This window comes from Mycolicibacterium sp. HS_4_1, assembly GCF_054515875.1.
Map to the genome: position 1 here is coordinate 4971890 of NZ_CM137261.1, position 14930 is coordinate 4986819.

The following is a 14930-nucleotide window of genomic DNA, read 5'->3' on the forward strand; positions in this document are numbered from 1 at the left end:
AGCGGGAGGTGCTCGCGGTGCGTGCTGGCTAGGCAGGTAACCCGGCGAGGAGCTGGTCGAAGAGCACGGCGGCCGCCGCGGCAGCCCCGTCGGCATCGGCGGCGATGATGCGATCCAGTAGCCGGTGATGGTCCTCGAACTCGGTCTCGACGGGCGTCTCGTTCATCACGGACACGCTCGCGGTGATGACCTCGATGAGCCCGAGGTACAGATCGATCAGCATGGAGTTGCGCGACGCCCGCATGACGGCGCAGTGGAATTCGGTGTCGGCGTGGACGAATTCGTCGTGATGCCCGGCGCGCTGCTCGTTGTCGCGTCCGTGCAGCAGGCGCCGCAGCGTGGCGATGTCGTCGTCGGTCCGGTTGGCCGCGGCCAGACGGGCGCCTTCCACTTCCAGCCCGCGGCGCACCTGCAGCACGTCGCGCAGTTCGTCGCTGCACAGCCGGCGCAGCGCGCCGGAGACCTCGCTGGTGGCGCGGACGTACGTGCCGTCGCCCTGCCGCACCTCGAACAGCCCGGCGTGCGCCAGCGCCCGGACGGCCTCACGCACCGTGTTGCGGCCGACACCGAGAGCCTCGACCAGATCGGTCTCGTTCGGGATGCGATGGCCGACCGGCCATTCGCCGTCCGCGACCGAACCGCGGAGCTGCTCGATGACCTGTTCCACCAAGCCGGCACGGCGGGCCGTGTTCAGGGCCACGAAATCATCCTTTCACCCAATCATAGGATGTATGCCATCATAGCAGCATGAGTGCTGCCGTGAACGGTTCCGAACACGCCCGTTACGAGGACGAACTGGCACTCGAGCTCGACGGCGCCATCGAAATCGCGGATGTCCCGGCGAGCCCGAGCACCCGCCTCGCGAGCGGTGTCCTGCTCGCCGTCGCGGTCGTCGTCACCGCCCTGAACCTGCGGCCGTCCGTCACGAGCGTCGCTCCCCTGCTGGGCGAGATGCGCAGCGCACTCGGGGTGTCATCGGTCTGGGCCGGCATCCTCACCACGCTGCCCGTGCTGTGCTTCTCCGCCGCGGGCGCCACCGCGCCCCTGCTGGCCAAACGGCTCGGCCTCGGCCGGACCGTGACGCTCGCCCTGTTGGTCCTGGCCCTGGGCCTGGCGGTGCGGCCGTACGGCGACGGCGGCCTCATGCTGGGTGCCACGCTGCTCGCCTCGTCCGGCATCGCACTGGCCAACGTGTTGATCCCGGTGGTGATCAAGAGTTCGTTCCCCGCCCACGTCGGCCTGATGACGGGCATCTACACCAGCGCGCTGCAGGCCGGCGGAGCTGTCGGCGCCGCCGTCACCCCGGCGGTGGAACACAGCGTCGGCGGCTGGCGTCCGTCGCTCGCCATCTGGGCCGCGCTCGCGCTCGCGGCCCTGCTGTTATGGCTTCCGGCCGCTCGCCGGCATCGCGTCGGCTGGGCGACAACAGCGGCCCGGACCACCGCGCGTCGCTCGCTGCTGCGCAACCCGCTCGCATGGACGGTGACGCTCTACATGGGCAGCCAGTCGTTCCTGGCCTACATCATGATGGGTTGGCTCCCACAGATTTTCATCGACAACGGCATGGACAAGACCACTGCCGGGGTGATGTCCGGAGTGATGTCGCTGATCGGCGTGCCGGTCGCGTTGCTCATCTCGCCGCTGGCTGCGCGCAGCACTCACCAGAGTCTGTGGAACGTCGGCCTCGGTGTGCTGGGCCTATCCGGCGCCATCGGCCTGCTCGTCGCACCCAGCGCGGCACCGGTGCTGTGGAGCATGCTGGTCGGCATCGGGATGAGCGCGTTCTCGCTGGCCCTGACAGTCATCGCGCTGCGCGCCCGCAATGCCGAGGACACCGCACAGCTCTCAGGGATGGCGCAGGGCTTCGGCTACCTGTTCGCGAGCACCGGGCCGTTCCTGTTCGGGCTGCTGCACGACGTGTCCGGCGGCTGGCAGGTCCCGTTCGTGTTGTTCTTCAGCGTGTACGCAGTGCAGTTGACGGCCGGCTGGTTCGCCGGGCGCAACCGCTACGTCTGAACCGCGGCCCGGCTAGTACGGCGACGGCGGATAGCCGGGGTACGCGACCGGAACGGCGGGCGCCGACTGGCCGCTCTTCCACCGGCACCACTGCTGCGTCGAGTTCAGCGCTGCGAGCACACCGGTGGCGAGGGCGAACACGATCGGCACCGCGGCGCTCATCACCGACATCCCCGCCATTTGCTGCATTCCCTCGTAGCCGCCGCCGAGCGCGGTGCCGAGCCGCTTGAGGATGGTGAGCGAGGCGAACAGGCCGACCACGTTGGACAGCACCACAACCGTGCAACTGCCGATCACGATCCAGCGGCCCGCCGACCGCCCGAGGACCAACAGCACGCCGCCGACCAGCAGCGCGACGGCCACGACCGTCTGCACGACGGCCATCACGGCGCTCAGGCCCATCAGCCCGGACCTGGTATCCGACCCGCTCGAGATGGAATCGGACAGTGAGCTCAACGTCGCGACCACGTACCAGCTGGAGAACGCCTGGAACGCCGTCGACACGGCGCCGAGCAGACTCAGCACGGCGGCGATGATGGCCGTCACGCCGGACGGGCCGGCCGGTCCGGGCGTGGGCGTGCCATACCCGGCAGGCTGCCCGTAGTGGGGCTGCCCATACTGCGGCTGCGGATACTGCTGGGGGTACTGCGGGTAGGGCACGTTCGGCGGCACACCGGGAGCACCGTACGGGTTGCCCCCATACGGTTGACCCGGCCCGAACTGCCCGGGTGGCGGCCACTGATCAGACATCGAAACCCTCCTTCAGCTGGGCGAACATAGCACGCCAGCGCAGTTGTAGGGGCTCGTCTAGCCTCGATCCATGGGCCGGGACAGCGACGCGAACCTCAAGCCACCATGGTGGCTCAAGCCGATGAACAAAGTGATGATGGCCGTCATGCGGGTGGTTCCTATCAAGGGTCCGGTCGTGCTGACCGTGCCGGGCCGCAAATCCGGTGCACCGCGGTCGACGCCCATCACCCCGTTCGAGGTCGACGGCCGCCGCTACGTCGTAGGTGGATTCCCGAACGCCGACTGGGTGCGCAACGCGCGCGCCGCGGCCACCGCCACCGTGACCCAGGGCCGGAAGCGCGAAGAGGTCCGGCTGTTCGAGGTACCCGCCGAGGAGGCCCGTCCGCTGCTGCGGCAGTTTCCCATCCTGGTGCCGACGGGCGTCGGGTTCATGAAGAACGCGGGCCTGGTGACCGGCCCCAACCCCGACGAGTTCGAAGCGCTCGCCGGACGCTGTGCGGTGTTCCGGTTCGATCCGGTCTAGCAGCGCAGCGAGCGTGGGGCCTTACGAGAAATCCCGAAGGGCCGAATTTCCGCGTAAAACCCCACGCTCGAGTGCCCGTCAGATGTGTGGGGCGTTCTTGATCGGGGCGTCGCGCTGACCGGCCGTCTGGCGCCACGCCAGCGCGGAGGCGCGCGTGCCCGTCACCTCCAGCGACGACGGGTCGGCACCCTTGCGGTCCTTGATCATCTTGTTGACCGCCTGGTTCTGCGTCTTCTCGTCGGCTCCCACGAAGTCCTTGCACTTGGTGTCGCCGCCCTGAACGGACGGCGAGCATCCGACCAGCGCCAGTCCGGCAATGAGACCTGACACCACCACGCCTGCTGACCGCTTCATTGAGCCTCTCCTGTTCGGGCCGCCATCGGCCGCCATTTGTCTGCGATCTAGTACCCATGGGGCTCACAGGCCAAACCCCGGCAGCTCTAAGGTCGAGGCGTGAACGCAGACAATCCGTTTGACCCTCAGCTCTGGCAGCCGGTGACCGAGCTCGGTGAACTCACCGACATCACCTACCACCGCCACGTGCGCGACGGTAAGCCGCAGCCGACGGTCCGGATCGCCTTCGACCGGCCCGACGTCCGTAACGCCTTCCGGCCGCACACCGTCGACGAGCTGTACCGCGCTCTCGACCATGCCCGGATGAGCCCGGACGTCGGCGTCGTCCTGCTCACCGGCAACGGACCGTCGTCGAAGGACGGCGGCTGGGCGTTCTGCTCCGGCGGCGACCAGCGCATCCGTGGCCGCAGCGGCTACCAGTACGCGTCCGGCGACACCGCCGAGACCGTCGACCCGGCTCGCGCCGGGCGGCTGCACATCCTCGAGGTCCAGCGGCTGATCCGGTTCATGCCGAAGCCCGTGATCTGTCTGGTCAACGGCTGGGCGGCCGGCGGCGGCCACAGCCTGCACGTCGTCTGCGACCTGACGCTGGCCAGCCGGGAGCATGCCCGGTTCAAGCAGACCGACGCCGACGTCGGCAGCTTCGACGGCGGCTACGGCAGCGCCTACCTGGCGCGCCAGGCCGGGCAGAAGTTCGCCCGCGAGATCTTCTTCCTGGGCCGCGCCTACGACGCCGAGACCATGCACAAGATGGGCGCAGTAAACGAGGTCGTCGACCACAAGGACCTGGAAACTGTTGGGCTGCAATGGGCGGCCGAGATCAACGGCAAGTCGCCGCAGGCCATCCGGATGCTGAAGTTCTCGTTCAATCTGATCGACGACGGTCTGGTGGGCCAGCAGATTTTCGCCGGTGAGGCCACGCGCCTGGCGTACATGACCGACGAAGCCGTCGAGGGCCGGGACGCGTTCCTGCAGAAGCGCGACCCGGACTGGAGCGAGTTCCCGCGTTACTTCTGAGTCTCTGTCGGTTGCAGGGACGGCGCGACGCTGTGCGCTTTCCCATGAGTGCCCTGTGTATCCGCTTGGCCGCGTATCGATGTCGGGCAGCTCGCGTCAGACTAAGCACGTGAATGTCGGGGCACGCGCACGAGTCGGCCGCCGGGCGCTGGGCGCCCAGGGGTTCACCATGGGCGTTTTCGGCGGCGCCGGCCTGGCCTGGTCCATGGCGAACCCGCATTTCGGCGCGGCCGGCGCCCCGATCTTGTTTCTGCGTGTCACCCCGCTGCACTGCTCTCTGCTGCTGGTGGTCGGCGTGCTGACCGTCTTCGCCTCATTCGGCCGGAGCGCGGTGATGTTCAACCGGGTCGCCGCACTCGGCTGGTGCGTCGTGACCGCGGTGTGCGTCGCGGCGACGTCGAACCACAATCCGGGCCCGCTCGGCTTCGACTCCCGCGACACCGTGCTGTATGCCGTTCTCACCGCCTACAACCTGGCCCTGATGGCGTGGTTCGCCTTCCCCAGCCGCTCCACAGCAGAGGCTGGGGCACCCGGCCGGTTCCACCAGCCCCACTCCGACGCGCTCGGGTCTCGCTGATCCCTGTTAGCCTCCCGGGGTGAGCGAGCCCAGTTACTCCGACGCCGAACGCGCAGCCGTATACCGGGTCATGGCCGAGCGCCGGGACATGCGGCACTTCACGCCGAATTCCGAAGTGCCCGAAGATGTTCTGCGGCGCATCCTGGAGGCCGCCCACATGGCGCCGAGTGTCGGATTGATGCAGCCGTGGCGCTTCCTGCGAATCACCGACCCGGGCATGCGGACAGCGATCAAGGAACTGGTCGACGCCGAGCGGATCCGGACCGGCGAGGCCCTCGGGCCCCGCGAAGCGGAGTTCCTGGCACTCAAGGTCGAGGGCATCGGCGACTGCGCTGAGCTGTTCGTCGTGGCGCTGGGCGACGATCGCGAACGCCACATCTTCGGCCGGCGCACCATGCCGCACATGGATCTGGCGTCGGTCTCCTGCGCCATCCAGAACATGTGGCTGGCGGCCCGCGCGGAAGGTCTTGGGCTGGGCTGGGTTTCGCTGTTCGAACCGGCAGAGCTGGCCGAGCTGATGGGCATGCCCGAGGGCGCCGACCCGATCGCGGTGCTGTGCGTCGGCCCGGTTCCGGAGTTCCCGGACCGCCCCGAACTCGAGATCGTGGGCTGGACGACAGCCCGCCCGCTCGACGAACTGGTGTACACGAACAGCTGGCCTGCCGCCCGAACCAGCTGAGTTTCCCTAAGCTCGGGGGCGTGAGCAAAAGTCCACTGCGCCGCGTCACCGAGAGTCTGCTGCTCGCCGGTATGCGGCCACCCCTGATCGAACGGTTGTCGGGCCACGGCGAGGTGGACCTGGCCGGCAAACGCATCGTGCTGACGGGTGCATCATCGGGCATCGGCGAGGCGGCCGCAGCCAAGCTCGCACGTCTGGGTGCGACGGTGGTGATCGTGGCCCGCCGGGCCGACCTACTGGACAAGGTGGCCGCCAGGATCACCCACAGCGGGGGCGACGCAATCGCCCGGCCATGCGACCTGTCGGATATGGACGCCATCGACAAGCTCGTCACCGACGTCGAAGCCGAGCTCGGTGGCGTGGACATCCTGATCAACAACGCCGGCCGGTCCATCCGCCGGCCACTGGCCGAATCCCTGGACCGCTGGCACGACCTCGAACGCACCATGACCCTGAACTACTACTCGCCGCTGCGGCTGGTCCGCGGCTTCGCCCCCGGGATGCTGGAGCGCGGCGACGGGCACATCATCAACGTGTCCACGTGGGGTGTAATGAATGAGTCGTCGCCGCTGTTCGCGGTGTACAACGCCTCCAAGTCCGCGCTCACGGCCGTCAGCCGGGTCATCGAAACCGAGTGGGGTGCAAGCGGAGTGCACTCCACGACGCTGTTCTACCCGCTGGTGAAAACGCCGATGATCGCACCGACCCGCGCCTACGACGGGCTGCCCGGACTGTCGGCTGACGAAGCCGCCGACTGGATGATCACCGCGGCCAAGACCCGTCCGGTGCGCATCGCACCCCGGATGGCGGTGACGTCGCACGCGCTCAACAGCTTCGCTCCCGGCGTGGTCGACAAGATGATGAAGCGCCAACGCGCACAACCGATTGGGTGACGCCATGGAAATCCTGGCCAGCCGCATCCTGATCCGCCCCGTCGACTACCAGAAGTCGATCGCCTTCTACCGCGACGCCATTGGCCTGGCCATCGCCCGCGAATACGGTGCCGGCACAGTGTTCTACGCCGGGCAGTCCCTGATCGAGCTCGCCGGCCACGGCCGTGACGACAGCGGGCCCGCGGCCCCGTTTCCGGGCGCGCTGTGGCTGCAGGTACGGGACGTCTATCAGACGCAGGCCGAACTCGAAGGCCGCGGGGTGACAATTTCCCGCGCGGCACAACAAGAACCGTGGGGCCTGCACGAGATGCACGTGACCGATCCCGACCGGGTCACCTTGATCTTCGTACAGGTGCCCGACACCCACCCACTACGACGAGACACCCGGAGCTAGCGCTCCGGGTGTCTCGGGTGGTGAGTACCGCGGCGGGTCAGCGCTACGGTGTGGCCAGTGGCCAGCCGACCGCGGCCAGACGAGCCGATACCTGCTGGATGTCCTCGGGACTCGGCGCCTGGTCGGTGATCTGCTGGATCGCGTCGTGGATCTCGTCTTCGGTGACCGGGCTTTCCCCGTCGTTGGAACGCAAGACGGTGCGGGCCGCCTTTACGACCTCGTCCTCACTGAGGGAACGTCGCAGCAGCGCCAGGACCGGGAAGTAGTCCTTCGGCGGCACTCCGTCCGGGTACCCCTCACGCAACCACTTCAGGATGCTGACGAACAGGGCCGCCGTGTTGTTGGGCGCGGGCACAACGATGGGCTCATTCATTATTTGAGCCCCAGGGGTTCGAAGATTTTGACGCCGGTGTGGTGCGCGACCACGTCCTTGGTGATCCACAGAACGGCGAGCAACACGATCGCGCCGACGAGGACGAACAACAGCAGGCCGAGGTACTTCAGCACCGCGTTGGGCGCGTGGGTGGTGCCGTCGTCACCGGCACCACCGGCACCGTTGGAGTAGGCAACCAGACCGCCGGCAAACACCGCCGGCAGGCCGGCACCGAAGATCAAGCCCACGACCAGAACCCGGAAAATTGATTCCAAATAGTGCATCGAACTGTTCCTTAAGTCTTTGCTGGAAATACCGGCGTCAGACCGACGCGGTGTCCTTGGTGGACTTGGTGGTGGCGGCGCGCACGTCGGCCGGAACCGTCGAGTTGGTCGACTCGTCCCATTCGGCGTTGACGTTGTTGTGGTCGATCTTCTGCTGCTGGGCGCGCCAGTACATGAAGCCCGACAGGGCGACCAGGATCACGAAGATCACGATGTCGCCGACCAGGTGCGAGCTGGCGCTGGCGATGCCGTTGGCGAGCAGGAACGACAGGGCACCGACGAGGCCGGCGGCCGGCAGCGTGATCAACCATGCGGCGGCCATCCGGCCTGCGACCGCCCAGCGCACCGTGGCGCCCGGCTTGCCGATGCCGCTACCCAGGATGGAACCCGTGGCGACGTGGGTGGTGGACAGCGCCATGCCCGCGACGCTGGAGGTCAGGATCACCGCAGCCGACGAGGACTCAGCGGCGAAGCCCTGGGGCGACTCGATCTCGACCAGACCCTTGCCCAGGGTGCGGATGACGCGCCAGCCGCCGATGTAGGTACCGGCGCCGATGGCCAGCGCGCAGCTGGCGATGATCCAGAACGGCAGGCCGTCCTTCTTCACATCACCGGTCAGGTGGCCGCTGCTGATCAGCGCCAGCGCGATGACACCCATCGTCTTCTGCGCGTCACCGGTTCCGTGCGCGAGCGACAGCAGCGACGCCGTGGCGATCTGGCCCCAGCGGAAGCCCTCTTCACGGCGCTTGCGGGTCACGCCCTTGGTGATCTTGTAGACCAGCCAGGTACCGGACATCGCGACGACGCCTGCGATGAACGGAGATGCGACGGCCGGGATGAGCACCTTGTTGGTGAGGCCGTCCCAGTTCACGCCGGCGACGCCGGCAGCGGCGATACCGGAGCCGATCAGACCACCGAAGAGCGCGTGCGAGGAGCTGGACGGGATACCGAACAGCCAGGTCAGCAGGTTCCACAGGATGCCGCCGATCAGGCCGGCGAAGATCACGGTCAGCGCGACGCTTGCGTCGAGCTTGAGGTGACCGGTCTTGGGGTCCTGAATCTTCAGGACGTTGGTGGCCACCGTGACGGCCACGTTGACCGACAGGAAGGCACCGACGAGGTTGAGAATGCCTGACAGCGCTACCGCGGCCTTGGGCTTGAGAGCCCCGGTCGCGATAGAGGTGGCCATGGCATTGCCGGTGTCATGAAATCCATTGGTGAAGTCAAAAGCCAGGGCTGTTGCGACCAACAGCGCCAGGATGACCATCTCTGCGCTCATGGCGCTTATTCTGGGGTAACCGCCGCGTTTTTGACCAGTTACGGAAGTCCTCAATTCCGGTGACGACCTGCATGTTTGCCGTGCCGGCGGAGGTGTTCATACAGTGTTCACCTGTTAGCTTCGTCTAATTAGCCTGGCAAAGTGCTGGCAGCGATGGTGCGAGTTACCGTAGCGATATGCCCACGTCACAGGCCGGGCATAGGATTCGTTCGCGCATTTTGGGGCAACAATGCGGACTGTTGGGTCCTTTTCCGAGATCTGGAGGTGACGCCATGAATGCCTTTTTGACCAAGATCGTGGCGTGGCTGCAGGCGGGATACCCGGAAGGCGTCCCCGCCACCGACCGGGTGCCGCTGCTGGCATTACTGGCTCGGCGCCTGACCAATGACGAAGTCAAGTCAGTGTCAAGGGCATTGATGGATCGAGGCGAATTCGACCAGATCGACATCGGGGTACTGATCACGCGGATCACTGATGAACTGCCCCGCGCCGAGGACGTCGAGCGCGTCCGAGAACGGTTGGCCACCAAGGGCTGGCCGCTCGACGATCCCCGCGACCCGGCCGACGGCGGGCCTGTCGACGGAGGCTCCGGCAACAGGGAGCCGACATAGGCATCCTCCATCCCGTCACCGTCGGCTCCGGCGGCGCGGCCCTTGCCCTGATCCCCGAGTTGGCGCAGGCCCTGGACGGCGACCGCGCCCTGCTGCCGCTGCCGGCCGACGATGACCGCCAGGCCGCGCTGCTGACCGAGACGTTGCGGGCCGGCGAGCCCGTCGACGACGCCGTGGCGCTGGTCGTCTCCACCTCGGGTTCGACCGGAAACCCCAAGGGCGCCTTGCTGTCCGCGTCGGCCCTGCACGCCAGTGCCGACGCCACGCATGACCGGCTCGGTGGCCCCGGCCGGTGGCTGCTGGCCCTGCCCGCCTATCACGTCGCCGGTATCCAGGTGCTGGTGCGCAGTCTGCGGGCCGGCACCACACCGGTAGCGCTGGAACCGGGATTCGACGTCGGCGAATTACCCGCCGCGGTAAAGGCTTTGGGGTCGGGCCGGCGCTACACGTCGCTGGTGTCGGTGCAGCTGGCCAAGATTTTGGCCGATCCCGCCGCGACCGAAGCCCTGGCCGAGCTGGACGCGGTGCTGATCGGCGGCGGCCCGATGCCCCCGGGTCTCGGCGAAAAAGCCGCAGCCGCAGGAGTTTCCGTGGTGCGCACCTATGGCATGAGTGAAACCTGCGGCGGCTGCATCTACGACGGAAGACCGCTGAACGGAGTCGAGCTGCGGATCGACGACACCGGCCGGATCGCCCTGGGCGGCCCCACGCTGGCCTCGGGTTACCGCAATCCCGTGATGCCGTCCCCCTTCGTGGACGGCTGGTTCGTCACCGATGACATTGGTGCCGTGGATGATTCGGGCGCGCTGCGGGTCTTGGGCCGCGTCGACGACGCCATCGCCACGGGCGGGCTTAAAGTCCTGCCCGCCCTGGTCGAGTCGGCGTTGGGCGGCCATCCGGCCATCGCCGAATGTGCGGTGTTCGGAGTGCCCGACGAACGCCTGGGTCAGCGGGTGGCCGTGGCGGTGGTGCTCCGTCCGGGCGCGGGCCCGCCGACGGTCGCTGACCTGCGGGAACACGTGCGCGCGGCCCTCGCCGCCACCGCGGCTCCGCGGGAGGTGCACGTGGTGGACGAACTCCCCCGCCGCGGAATCGGCAAGCTGGACCGTCGGGCCTTGACGCTCAGGTACCAGAAAAACGCCTGATCGGCCCGTGATGCCGGTCACAGCACCGGCGCTTGATTCGGTGGCGGGCCCGGCTCTCTGGGACCCTGGAACGCGGACCGGAAGAGTTGGAGTTTCCATGCCTGCCCACAGACAGCCTGACAACCATCCTGCGGTGACCGCCCTGACCTGGTCAGGAGGTGTGCTGGCCTGGCTCGTGGCCGCCGCCGTCGCAGCGCCGTCCACCGGTCTGCCACTGGCCGTCGTGCTGCCTGTGACCCTGCTATTCGGCGCTCTGGTGGTCGTGGCCATCCGCAGCACGGTCGCCAGCGCGCGCGGCACTGCCGGCCGGGTCGCCCTGGCCGTCGCCATCGGCCTGCTGGTCGGCGAACTGGCCGCGATGACGCTCTTCAGCAACGCGATCTCGCAGCGCATGGCCGGCGAGGCCGCGACCCGCGCCGCGGGCACCCCGGCGGTGATCGTCGCCCAGGGGCAGCTGAACGCGTTACGTGCCAGCCGCGGCACCCTGAACGCGGCTGTCGACTCCGCCCGGCAGCGCCGTGACGACGCCCAAGTGGTGGCTCGCTGCGAGTACCACCCGACGCCGGCGTGCGCCCAGCAGCCCGTCACCGGCGTGGCCGGAGACGGCCAGATCACCCAGAACACGCAGGACATCCTCGAGCATGACCAGCGTGAGCTCGACGCTGCGCTCGCCGCACGCAACGAGCAGGCCCCGGCCCTCGACGCGCAGATCGCCGATGCCGAGCACGCGGTGACGGCGGCGCGCAATGCCGCGGGCGTCGGCGCGGACCGTGGCTTCGGCGCGCGGTGGGTCGCGATGAACGGCTACACCATCGAAACGCCCGCGGCCCTCGTGGCGCGCATCGCCGTCGTCGGTGTCTGCGTGCTGCTGTACCTGCTGCCGATGCTGCTACACGCCCGGCAGGACCGGACGCTGCGCGAGCGCCACGACGAATCGCGGCTGAAGGCCGAACTGCGCGCCGAGACCGCCATCGCCGTCAAGCAGGCCGAGGTACGGGCCGAAGCCGAAATTCTGAAGGCCGAGCATCAGCTGGCCGCCATGCGCCTGGCACTGGAAACCGACGCCGAGATCAATCGCGAGTACCACCGGCAGCGGGTGGCAGAGGCCCGCACCGGCGAACCGGCACAGCCCGCCCTGGGAGCGCCGACCGCCGAGGTACTGCGTCCGTCCACTGCCCAGCCGCAGCCGATCTACTCCGACTGGGATGAACTCACGGCGTTCCCCGACCCGCAGCGGCGATCGCTGAGCGCCGCCCCGTCTGCGCCGCAGCCCGAAACCGGCAGCGCCCCAGCCGAACCGGCGGTGACGGCCGAACTCGTCCCGATCGACGGCGGGGTTGCCGAGAACCTGCCGGTGCCGGCGACTTCGCAGCCCGCCGGTGGCCTGACTCTGCCCCAGCTGCCCGACCTGACCAAGGTGGCGGCGCGCCTACTGCGTCCGCTGATGGCACCGGTGGCACCGGTCGTCGACCGCGTCATCGACACGTCGGTGCAGCAGTTGCGGTCGGCGCAGAAGGTCATCGAGGAATTCGAGGAGATCACCTTCACGCTGCGCCGCACCTCCCGGACCACCGTGAGCGACAGCGCGCACGAGCAGTCATCGGGTCCGCGCGGGGCGGATCAGAGCCAGGCGCTCGGCCAGGGTCAGGGCGGTCATCCGCGCGTCGAACCCCAGTGGGCCGCACCGCAGATGAACGCCACGTTCGCCCCGAACGCCCCACTGCGGGGCGTCGACCACACCGCGCTCGGCGGCAGTGACACGACGATCATCGACGCCGCCGACGAGCGGCGTCAGCTGGGTGAAGGTCGCCGCGCCATCGAGCCGTAGTCGGCGGAGTTGGCCGCGAACCTACGCGGGTCGTTACTCGACCTTCTGCGCCGTCAGTTCGCACTCGAAGCGGAAGACCCGTCTGCCCGGCACCTTCGAGCCAGAGCTGTCAGCACCGGCTGACATAGTCATCTTGTGTTGACAACGTCAGCCGAAGTTGACAGCTCCCCCCGAACGCAAGTGCTGCAGGGAAAGCCGACACACCCGAATCTGCGTGTGATCGCCCATCGGTAAGCCAACCCGTGGCCCCGTCGCCGCCCAGACCCTAGGGCAGCGAGCGGTTCAGCCGTTCGGTGGCGGTGAGATAGTCCTCGATGAACTCGCGGACGACTTCGCGGGCGGGCTTGACCTTGTTCATCAGGCCGACGCCCTGTCCGACGAAATAGGTCGCGAGCTGCTGAGCACCCGGATGACCCTGGGCGGCAAGCCGATCGATGCGCCGGATCACCGGCTCGCTCAGCATGTTCTGCAGCGGCAAGGGAAGTGGTTTGCGGCCACCGTCTTTCGGCGCCCAGGCGTCGGTCCAGTCAGAAACCAGCTGACGGGCCGGCTTGCCGGTTCGCCCGGCCGACCGCACGGTGTCCCGCGAGCTGGCAGCGAGCATCTTCTGTTTGGTGGCCGGCGCGGTCTCGGCTTCCTCGGTGGTCAGCCACACCGAACCGGTCCACGCCCCGGCGGCACCCAGCGCAACCACAGCCGCCATCTGCCGCCCCGTGACGATGCCACCGGCCGCCAGCACGGGCACCGCGTCATCGATCGCCTCGATCACTTCGGGCACGACCACCAGCGTCGACACCTCACCACAGTGCCCGCCGGCTTCGGTGCCCTGCGCGACGATGATGTCCACGCCGGCTGCGACCTGTTTGACGGCGTGCTCCTTGGCGCCGACCAGCGCGGCCACCGGAATCCCCCGCTCGCGGCCCGCCTCGATCATGTAATCCGGCGGCACCCCAAGGGCATTGGCGATCAGCTTGATGGGGTGACTCAGCGCCACGTCGAGCAACTCGTGGCCGGTGTTGCCGGACAGCACCGACCCGCCGGTGCGGGCCTTGTCCTCCGGCTCGATGCCGTGCTCGACGAGCAGCTTGGTCACGAATTCCCGGTATTCCGAGGGGATTCGGTCAGCCAGCTGGCCGTCGGAGAGATTCTCGCCCTTGCCCTCGAATTTGGCCGGCACGATGATGTCCGCGCCGTACGGCCGGCCGCCGACGTGATCATCGATCCAGGCCAATTCGCGATCCAGCTGCTCGGGCGTATACGCCGTCGCGCCCAGCACGCCGAAGCCGCCGGCGTTGGTGACGGCGGCGACCACGTCGCGACAATGACTGAAGGCGAAGAGCGGGAAATCGATGCCGAGCTGTTCGCAGATACGAGAAGTCACCCCGTCAGTTCTGCCACCCCAACTTGACGGGTGTCAAGAGCCTGCCCGATCAGGGCAGTTCAAACGGCAACTCCACCCCGGCGTGGGCCAGGCAGTGGGTGCAGGCACGTTCGGCGGGGACCGTGGCGAGAGCCTGCTGCACGAGCGCCTTGAACATGGGCGTGTTCCGCTCAAACTCAGCGAACACGTCAACCGTGGTGACGCCGGCGCCGGCCTCGATACCGGCATCCAGGTCGGTAACCAAAGCTATTGCTGCATAACACATCTCGAGCTCACGAGCCAGGACCGCCTCGGGATAGCCGGTCATGTTCACCAGCGTGAACCCCTGGGTCGCGAACCACTGACTCTCGGCCCGGGTGGAGAAGCGGGGCCCCTGGATCACGACCATGGTGCCACCGTCGACAACGCCCGGCTGCTCGGCTGCCACGGCCCGCAGCGTCGGGCAGTACGGATCGGCGAAGCCGACGTGGATGCCGCCGGCATCGAAGTAGGTGTCCTCGCGGCCGCGGGTGCGGTCCACCAGCTGCTCAGGCACGACGACGGCGCCGGGGCCCAGGTCCGCGGTCAGGCTGCCGACGGCGCAGGGCGCGAAAATCCGCCGCACCCCCAGCGACCGCAACGCCCACATGTTCGCCCGGTACGGCACGGTGTGCGGCGAGTACTCGTGCTTGACCCCGTGCCGCGGCAGGAACGCCACCTCATGCCCGCCGACGGTCCCGATGGTGATGGGCGCGCTCGGCGCACCGTAAGGGGTGTCGACGCTGACAGTGCGCGCGTCGTCGCCGAAGAACGTATAGAAACCGCTGCCGCCGATGACTCCCAGCAT

General features: G+C 68.1%; 18 protein-coding genes. 10 read left to right on the forward strand and 8 right to left on the reverse strand.

Annotated elements, in window-relative coordinates:
• Positions 1-28: 28 nt before the first annotated feature.
• Positions 29-700, reverse strand: a complete 672-nt coding sequence (locus ACX12F_RS24020) for a FadR/GntR family transcriptional regulator (RefSeq protein WP_459366786.1) — start codon at positions 698-700, stop codon at positions 29-31.
• Positions 701-747: 47 nt separating this feature from the next.
• On the opposite strand from ACX12F_RS24020, the gene ACX12F_RS24025 reads away from it, so the two are divergent.
• Positions 748-2016, forward strand: a complete 1269-nt coding sequence (locus tag ACX12F_RS24025; protein WP_459366787.1) for a CynX/NimT family MFS transporter — start codon at positions 748-750, stop codon at positions 2014-2016.
• 12 nt (positions 2017-2028) lie between these two features.
• Here the strand turns inward: ACX12F_RS24025 and ACX12F_RS24030 are convergent, their stop codons facing one another.
• On the reverse strand, positions 2029-2766 hold the full coding sequence (locus ACX12F_RS24030; protein WP_459366788.1) for a hypothetical protein: 738 nt from the start codon (positions 2764-2766) through the stop codon (positions 2029-2031).
• A 70-nt stretch (positions 2767-2836) separates the two neighbouring features.
• On the opposite strand from ACX12F_RS24030, the gene ACX12F_RS24035 reads away from it, so the two are divergent.
• Positions 2837-3289, forward strand: a complete 453-nt coding sequence (locus ACX12F_RS24035; RefSeq protein ID WP_459366789.1) for a nitroreductase family deazaflavin-dependent oxidoreductase — start codon at positions 2837-2839, stop codon at positions 3287-3289.
• A 78-nt stretch (positions 3290-3367) separates the two neighbouring features.
• Here the strand turns inward: ACX12F_RS24035 and ACX12F_RS24040 are convergent, their stop codons facing one another.
• Positions 3368-3643 (reverse strand): hypothetical protein, encoded by a 276-nt coding sequence (locus ACX12F_RS24040; protein WP_459366790.1) that lies wholly within the window; start codon positions 3641-3643, stop codon positions 3368-3370.
• A 99-nt stretch (positions 3644-3742) separates the two neighbouring features.
• Here ACX12F_RS24040 and ACX12F_RS24045 point away from each other — a divergent pair, with 99 nt between their 5' ends.
• The 5 genes from ACX12F_RS24045 to ACX12F_RS24065 all read left to right on the forward strand — a co-directional run bounded on the left by ACX12F_RS24045 (position 3743) and on the right by ACX12F_RS24065 (position 7203).
• Positions 3743-4660: a 1,4-dihydroxy-2-naphthoyl-CoA synthase gene (locus tag ACX12F_RS24045; RefSeq protein WP_459366791.1), complete on the forward strand. Its 918-nt coding sequence runs from the start codon at positions 3743-3745 to the stop codon at positions 4658-4660.
• A 109-nt stretch (positions 4661-4769) separates the two neighbouring features.
• The gene (locus ACX12F_RS24050; RefSeq protein ID WP_459366792.1) at positions 4770-5237 is read left to right on the forward strand and encodes a DUF4383 domain-containing protein; all 468 of its coding nucleotides are present in this window, start codon (positions 4770-4772) and stop codon (positions 5235-5237) included.
• A 70-nt stretch (positions 5238-5307) separates the two neighbouring features.
• Positions 5308-5916, forward strand: a complete 609-nt coding sequence (gene bluB / locus ACX12F_RS24055) for a 5,6-dimethylbenzimidazole synthase (protein ID WP_459370485.1) — start codon at positions 5308-5310, stop codon at positions 5914-5916.
• 20 nt (positions 5917-5936) lie between these two features.
• Positions 5937-6809 (forward strand): SDR family oxidoreductase, encoded by an 873-nt coding sequence (locus ACX12F_RS24060; protein WP_459366793.1) that lies wholly within the window; start codon positions 5937-5939, stop codon positions 6807-6809.
• A 4-nt stretch (positions 6810-6813) separates the two neighbouring features.
• Entirely contained in the window at positions 6814-7203 is a 390-nt protein-coding gene (locus ACX12F_RS24065; RefSeq protein WP_459366794.1) for a VOC family protein, read from the forward strand.
• A gap of 43 nt (positions 7204-7246) precedes the next feature.
• Here ACX12F_RS24065 and ACX12F_RS24070 read toward each other — a convergent pair whose 3' ends face one another.
• Genes ACX12F_RS24070 through ACX12F_RS24080 form a run of 3 tightly spaced genes read right to left on the reverse strand, consistent with a single transcriptional unit; the run spans position 7247 to position 9139 of the window.
• Positions 7247-7576 (reverse strand): DUF3349 domain-containing protein, encoded by a 330-nt coding sequence (locus tag ACX12F_RS24070; RefSeq protein WP_459366795.1) that lies wholly within the window; start codon positions 7574-7576, stop codon positions 7247-7249.
• On the reverse strand, positions 7576-7860 hold the full coding sequence (locus tag ACX12F_RS24075) for a hypothetical protein (RefSeq protein WP_459366796.1): 285 nt from the start codon (positions 7858-7860) through the stop codon (positions 7576-7578). The genes ACX12F_RS24070 and ACX12F_RS24075 overlap by 1 nt, the downstream gene beginning before the upstream one ends.
• 37 nt (positions 7861-7897) lie before the next feature.
• A complete protein-coding gene (locus tag ACX12F_RS24080) occupies positions 7898-9139 on the reverse strand; it encodes an inorganic phosphate transporter (RefSeq protein ID WP_459366797.1) in 1242 nt (413 codons plus the stop codon).
• 272 nt (positions 9140-9411) lie between these two features.
• Here ACX12F_RS24080 and ACX12F_RS24085 point away from each other — a divergent pair, with 272 nt between their 5' ends.
• From ACX12F_RS24085 to ACX12F_RS24095, 3 genes are all read left to right on the forward strand, one after another.
• The gene (locus tag ACX12F_RS24085) at positions 9412-9750 is read left to right on the forward strand and encodes a DUF3349 domain-containing protein (protein WP_459366798.1); all 339 of its coding nucleotides are present in this window, start codon (positions 9412-9414) and stop codon (positions 9748-9750) included.
• On the forward strand, positions 9747-10895 hold the full coding sequence (gene menE, locus ACX12F_RS24090; RefSeq protein WP_459370486.1) for an o-succinylbenzoate--CoA ligase: 1149 nt from the start codon (positions 9747-9749) through the stop codon (positions 10893-10895). The genes ACX12F_RS24085 and menE overlap by 4 nt, the downstream gene beginning before the upstream one ends.
• A gap of 133 nt (positions 10896-11028) precedes the next feature.
• Positions 11029-12723 (forward strand): DUF4407 domain-containing protein, encoded by a 1695-nt coding sequence (locus ACX12F_RS24095; RefSeq protein WP_459366799.1) that lies wholly within the window; start codon positions 11029-11031, stop codon positions 12721-12723.
• 265 nt (positions 12724-12988) lie between these two features.
• Here the strand turns inward: ACX12F_RS24095 and ACX12F_RS24100 are convergent, their stop codons facing one another.
• Positions 12989-14104: an NAD(P)H-dependent flavin oxidoreductase gene (locus ACX12F_RS24100; protein ID WP_459366800.1), complete on the reverse strand. Its 1116-nt coding sequence runs from the start codon at positions 14102-14104 to the stop codon at positions 12989-12991.
• A 49-nt stretch (positions 14105-14153) separates the two neighbouring features.
• The gene (locus tag ACX12F_RS24105; RefSeq protein ID WP_459366801.1) at positions 14154-14930 is read right to left on the reverse strand and encodes an S-methyl-5'-thioadenosine phosphorylase; all 777 of its coding nucleotides are present in this window, start codon (positions 14928-14930) and stop codon (positions 14154-14156) included.

Bases quoted from the DNA above. Each gene is read 5' to 3' on its own strand.
- ACX12F_RS24085 (WP_459366798.1), top strand. From the start codon at position 9,412: ATGAATGCCTTTTTGACCAAGATCGTGGCGTGGCTGCAGGCGGGATAC.
- ACX12F_RS24035 (WP_459366789.1), top strand. From the start codon at position 2,837: ATGGGCCGGGACAGCGACGCGAACCTCAAGCCACCATGGTGGCTCAAG.
- ACX12F_RS24080 (WP_459366797.1), bottom strand. From the start codon at position 9,139: ATGAGCGCAGAGATGGTCATCCTGGCGCTGTTGGTCGCAACAGCCCTG.
- ACX12F_RS24105 (WP_459366801.1), bottom strand. From the start codon at position 14,930: ATGCTGGGAGTCATCGGCGGCAGCGGTTTCTATACGTTCTTCGGCGAC.
- ACX12F_RS24075 (WP_459366796.1), bottom strand. From the start codon at position 7,860: ATGCACTATTTGGAATCAATTTTCCGGGTTCTGGTCGTGGGCTTGATC.
- ACX12F_RS24040 (WP_459366790.1), bottom strand. From the start codon at position 3,643: ATGAAGCGGTCAGCAGGCGTGGTGGTGTCAGGTCTCATTGCCGGACTG.
- ACX12F_RS24065 (WP_459366794.1), top strand. From the start codon at position 6,814: ATGGAAATCCTGGCCAGCCGCATCCTGATCCGCCCCGTCGACTACCAG.
- ACX12F_RS24070 (WP_459366795.1), bottom strand. From the start codon at position 7,576: ATGAATGAGCCCATCGTTGTGCCCGCGCCCAACAACACGGCGGCCCTG.
- ACX12F_RS24030 (WP_459366788.1), bottom strand. From the start codon at position 2,766: ATGTCTGATCAGTGGCCGCCACCCGGGCAGTTCGGGCCGGGTCAACCG.
- bluB (WP_459370485.1), top strand. From the start codon at position 5,308: ATGGCCGAGCGCCGGGACATGCGGCACTTCACGCCGAATTCCGAAGTG.
- ACX12F_RS24025 (WP_459366787.1), top strand. From the start codon at position 748: ATGAGTGCTGCCGTGAACGGTTCCGAACACGCCCGTTACGAGGACGAA.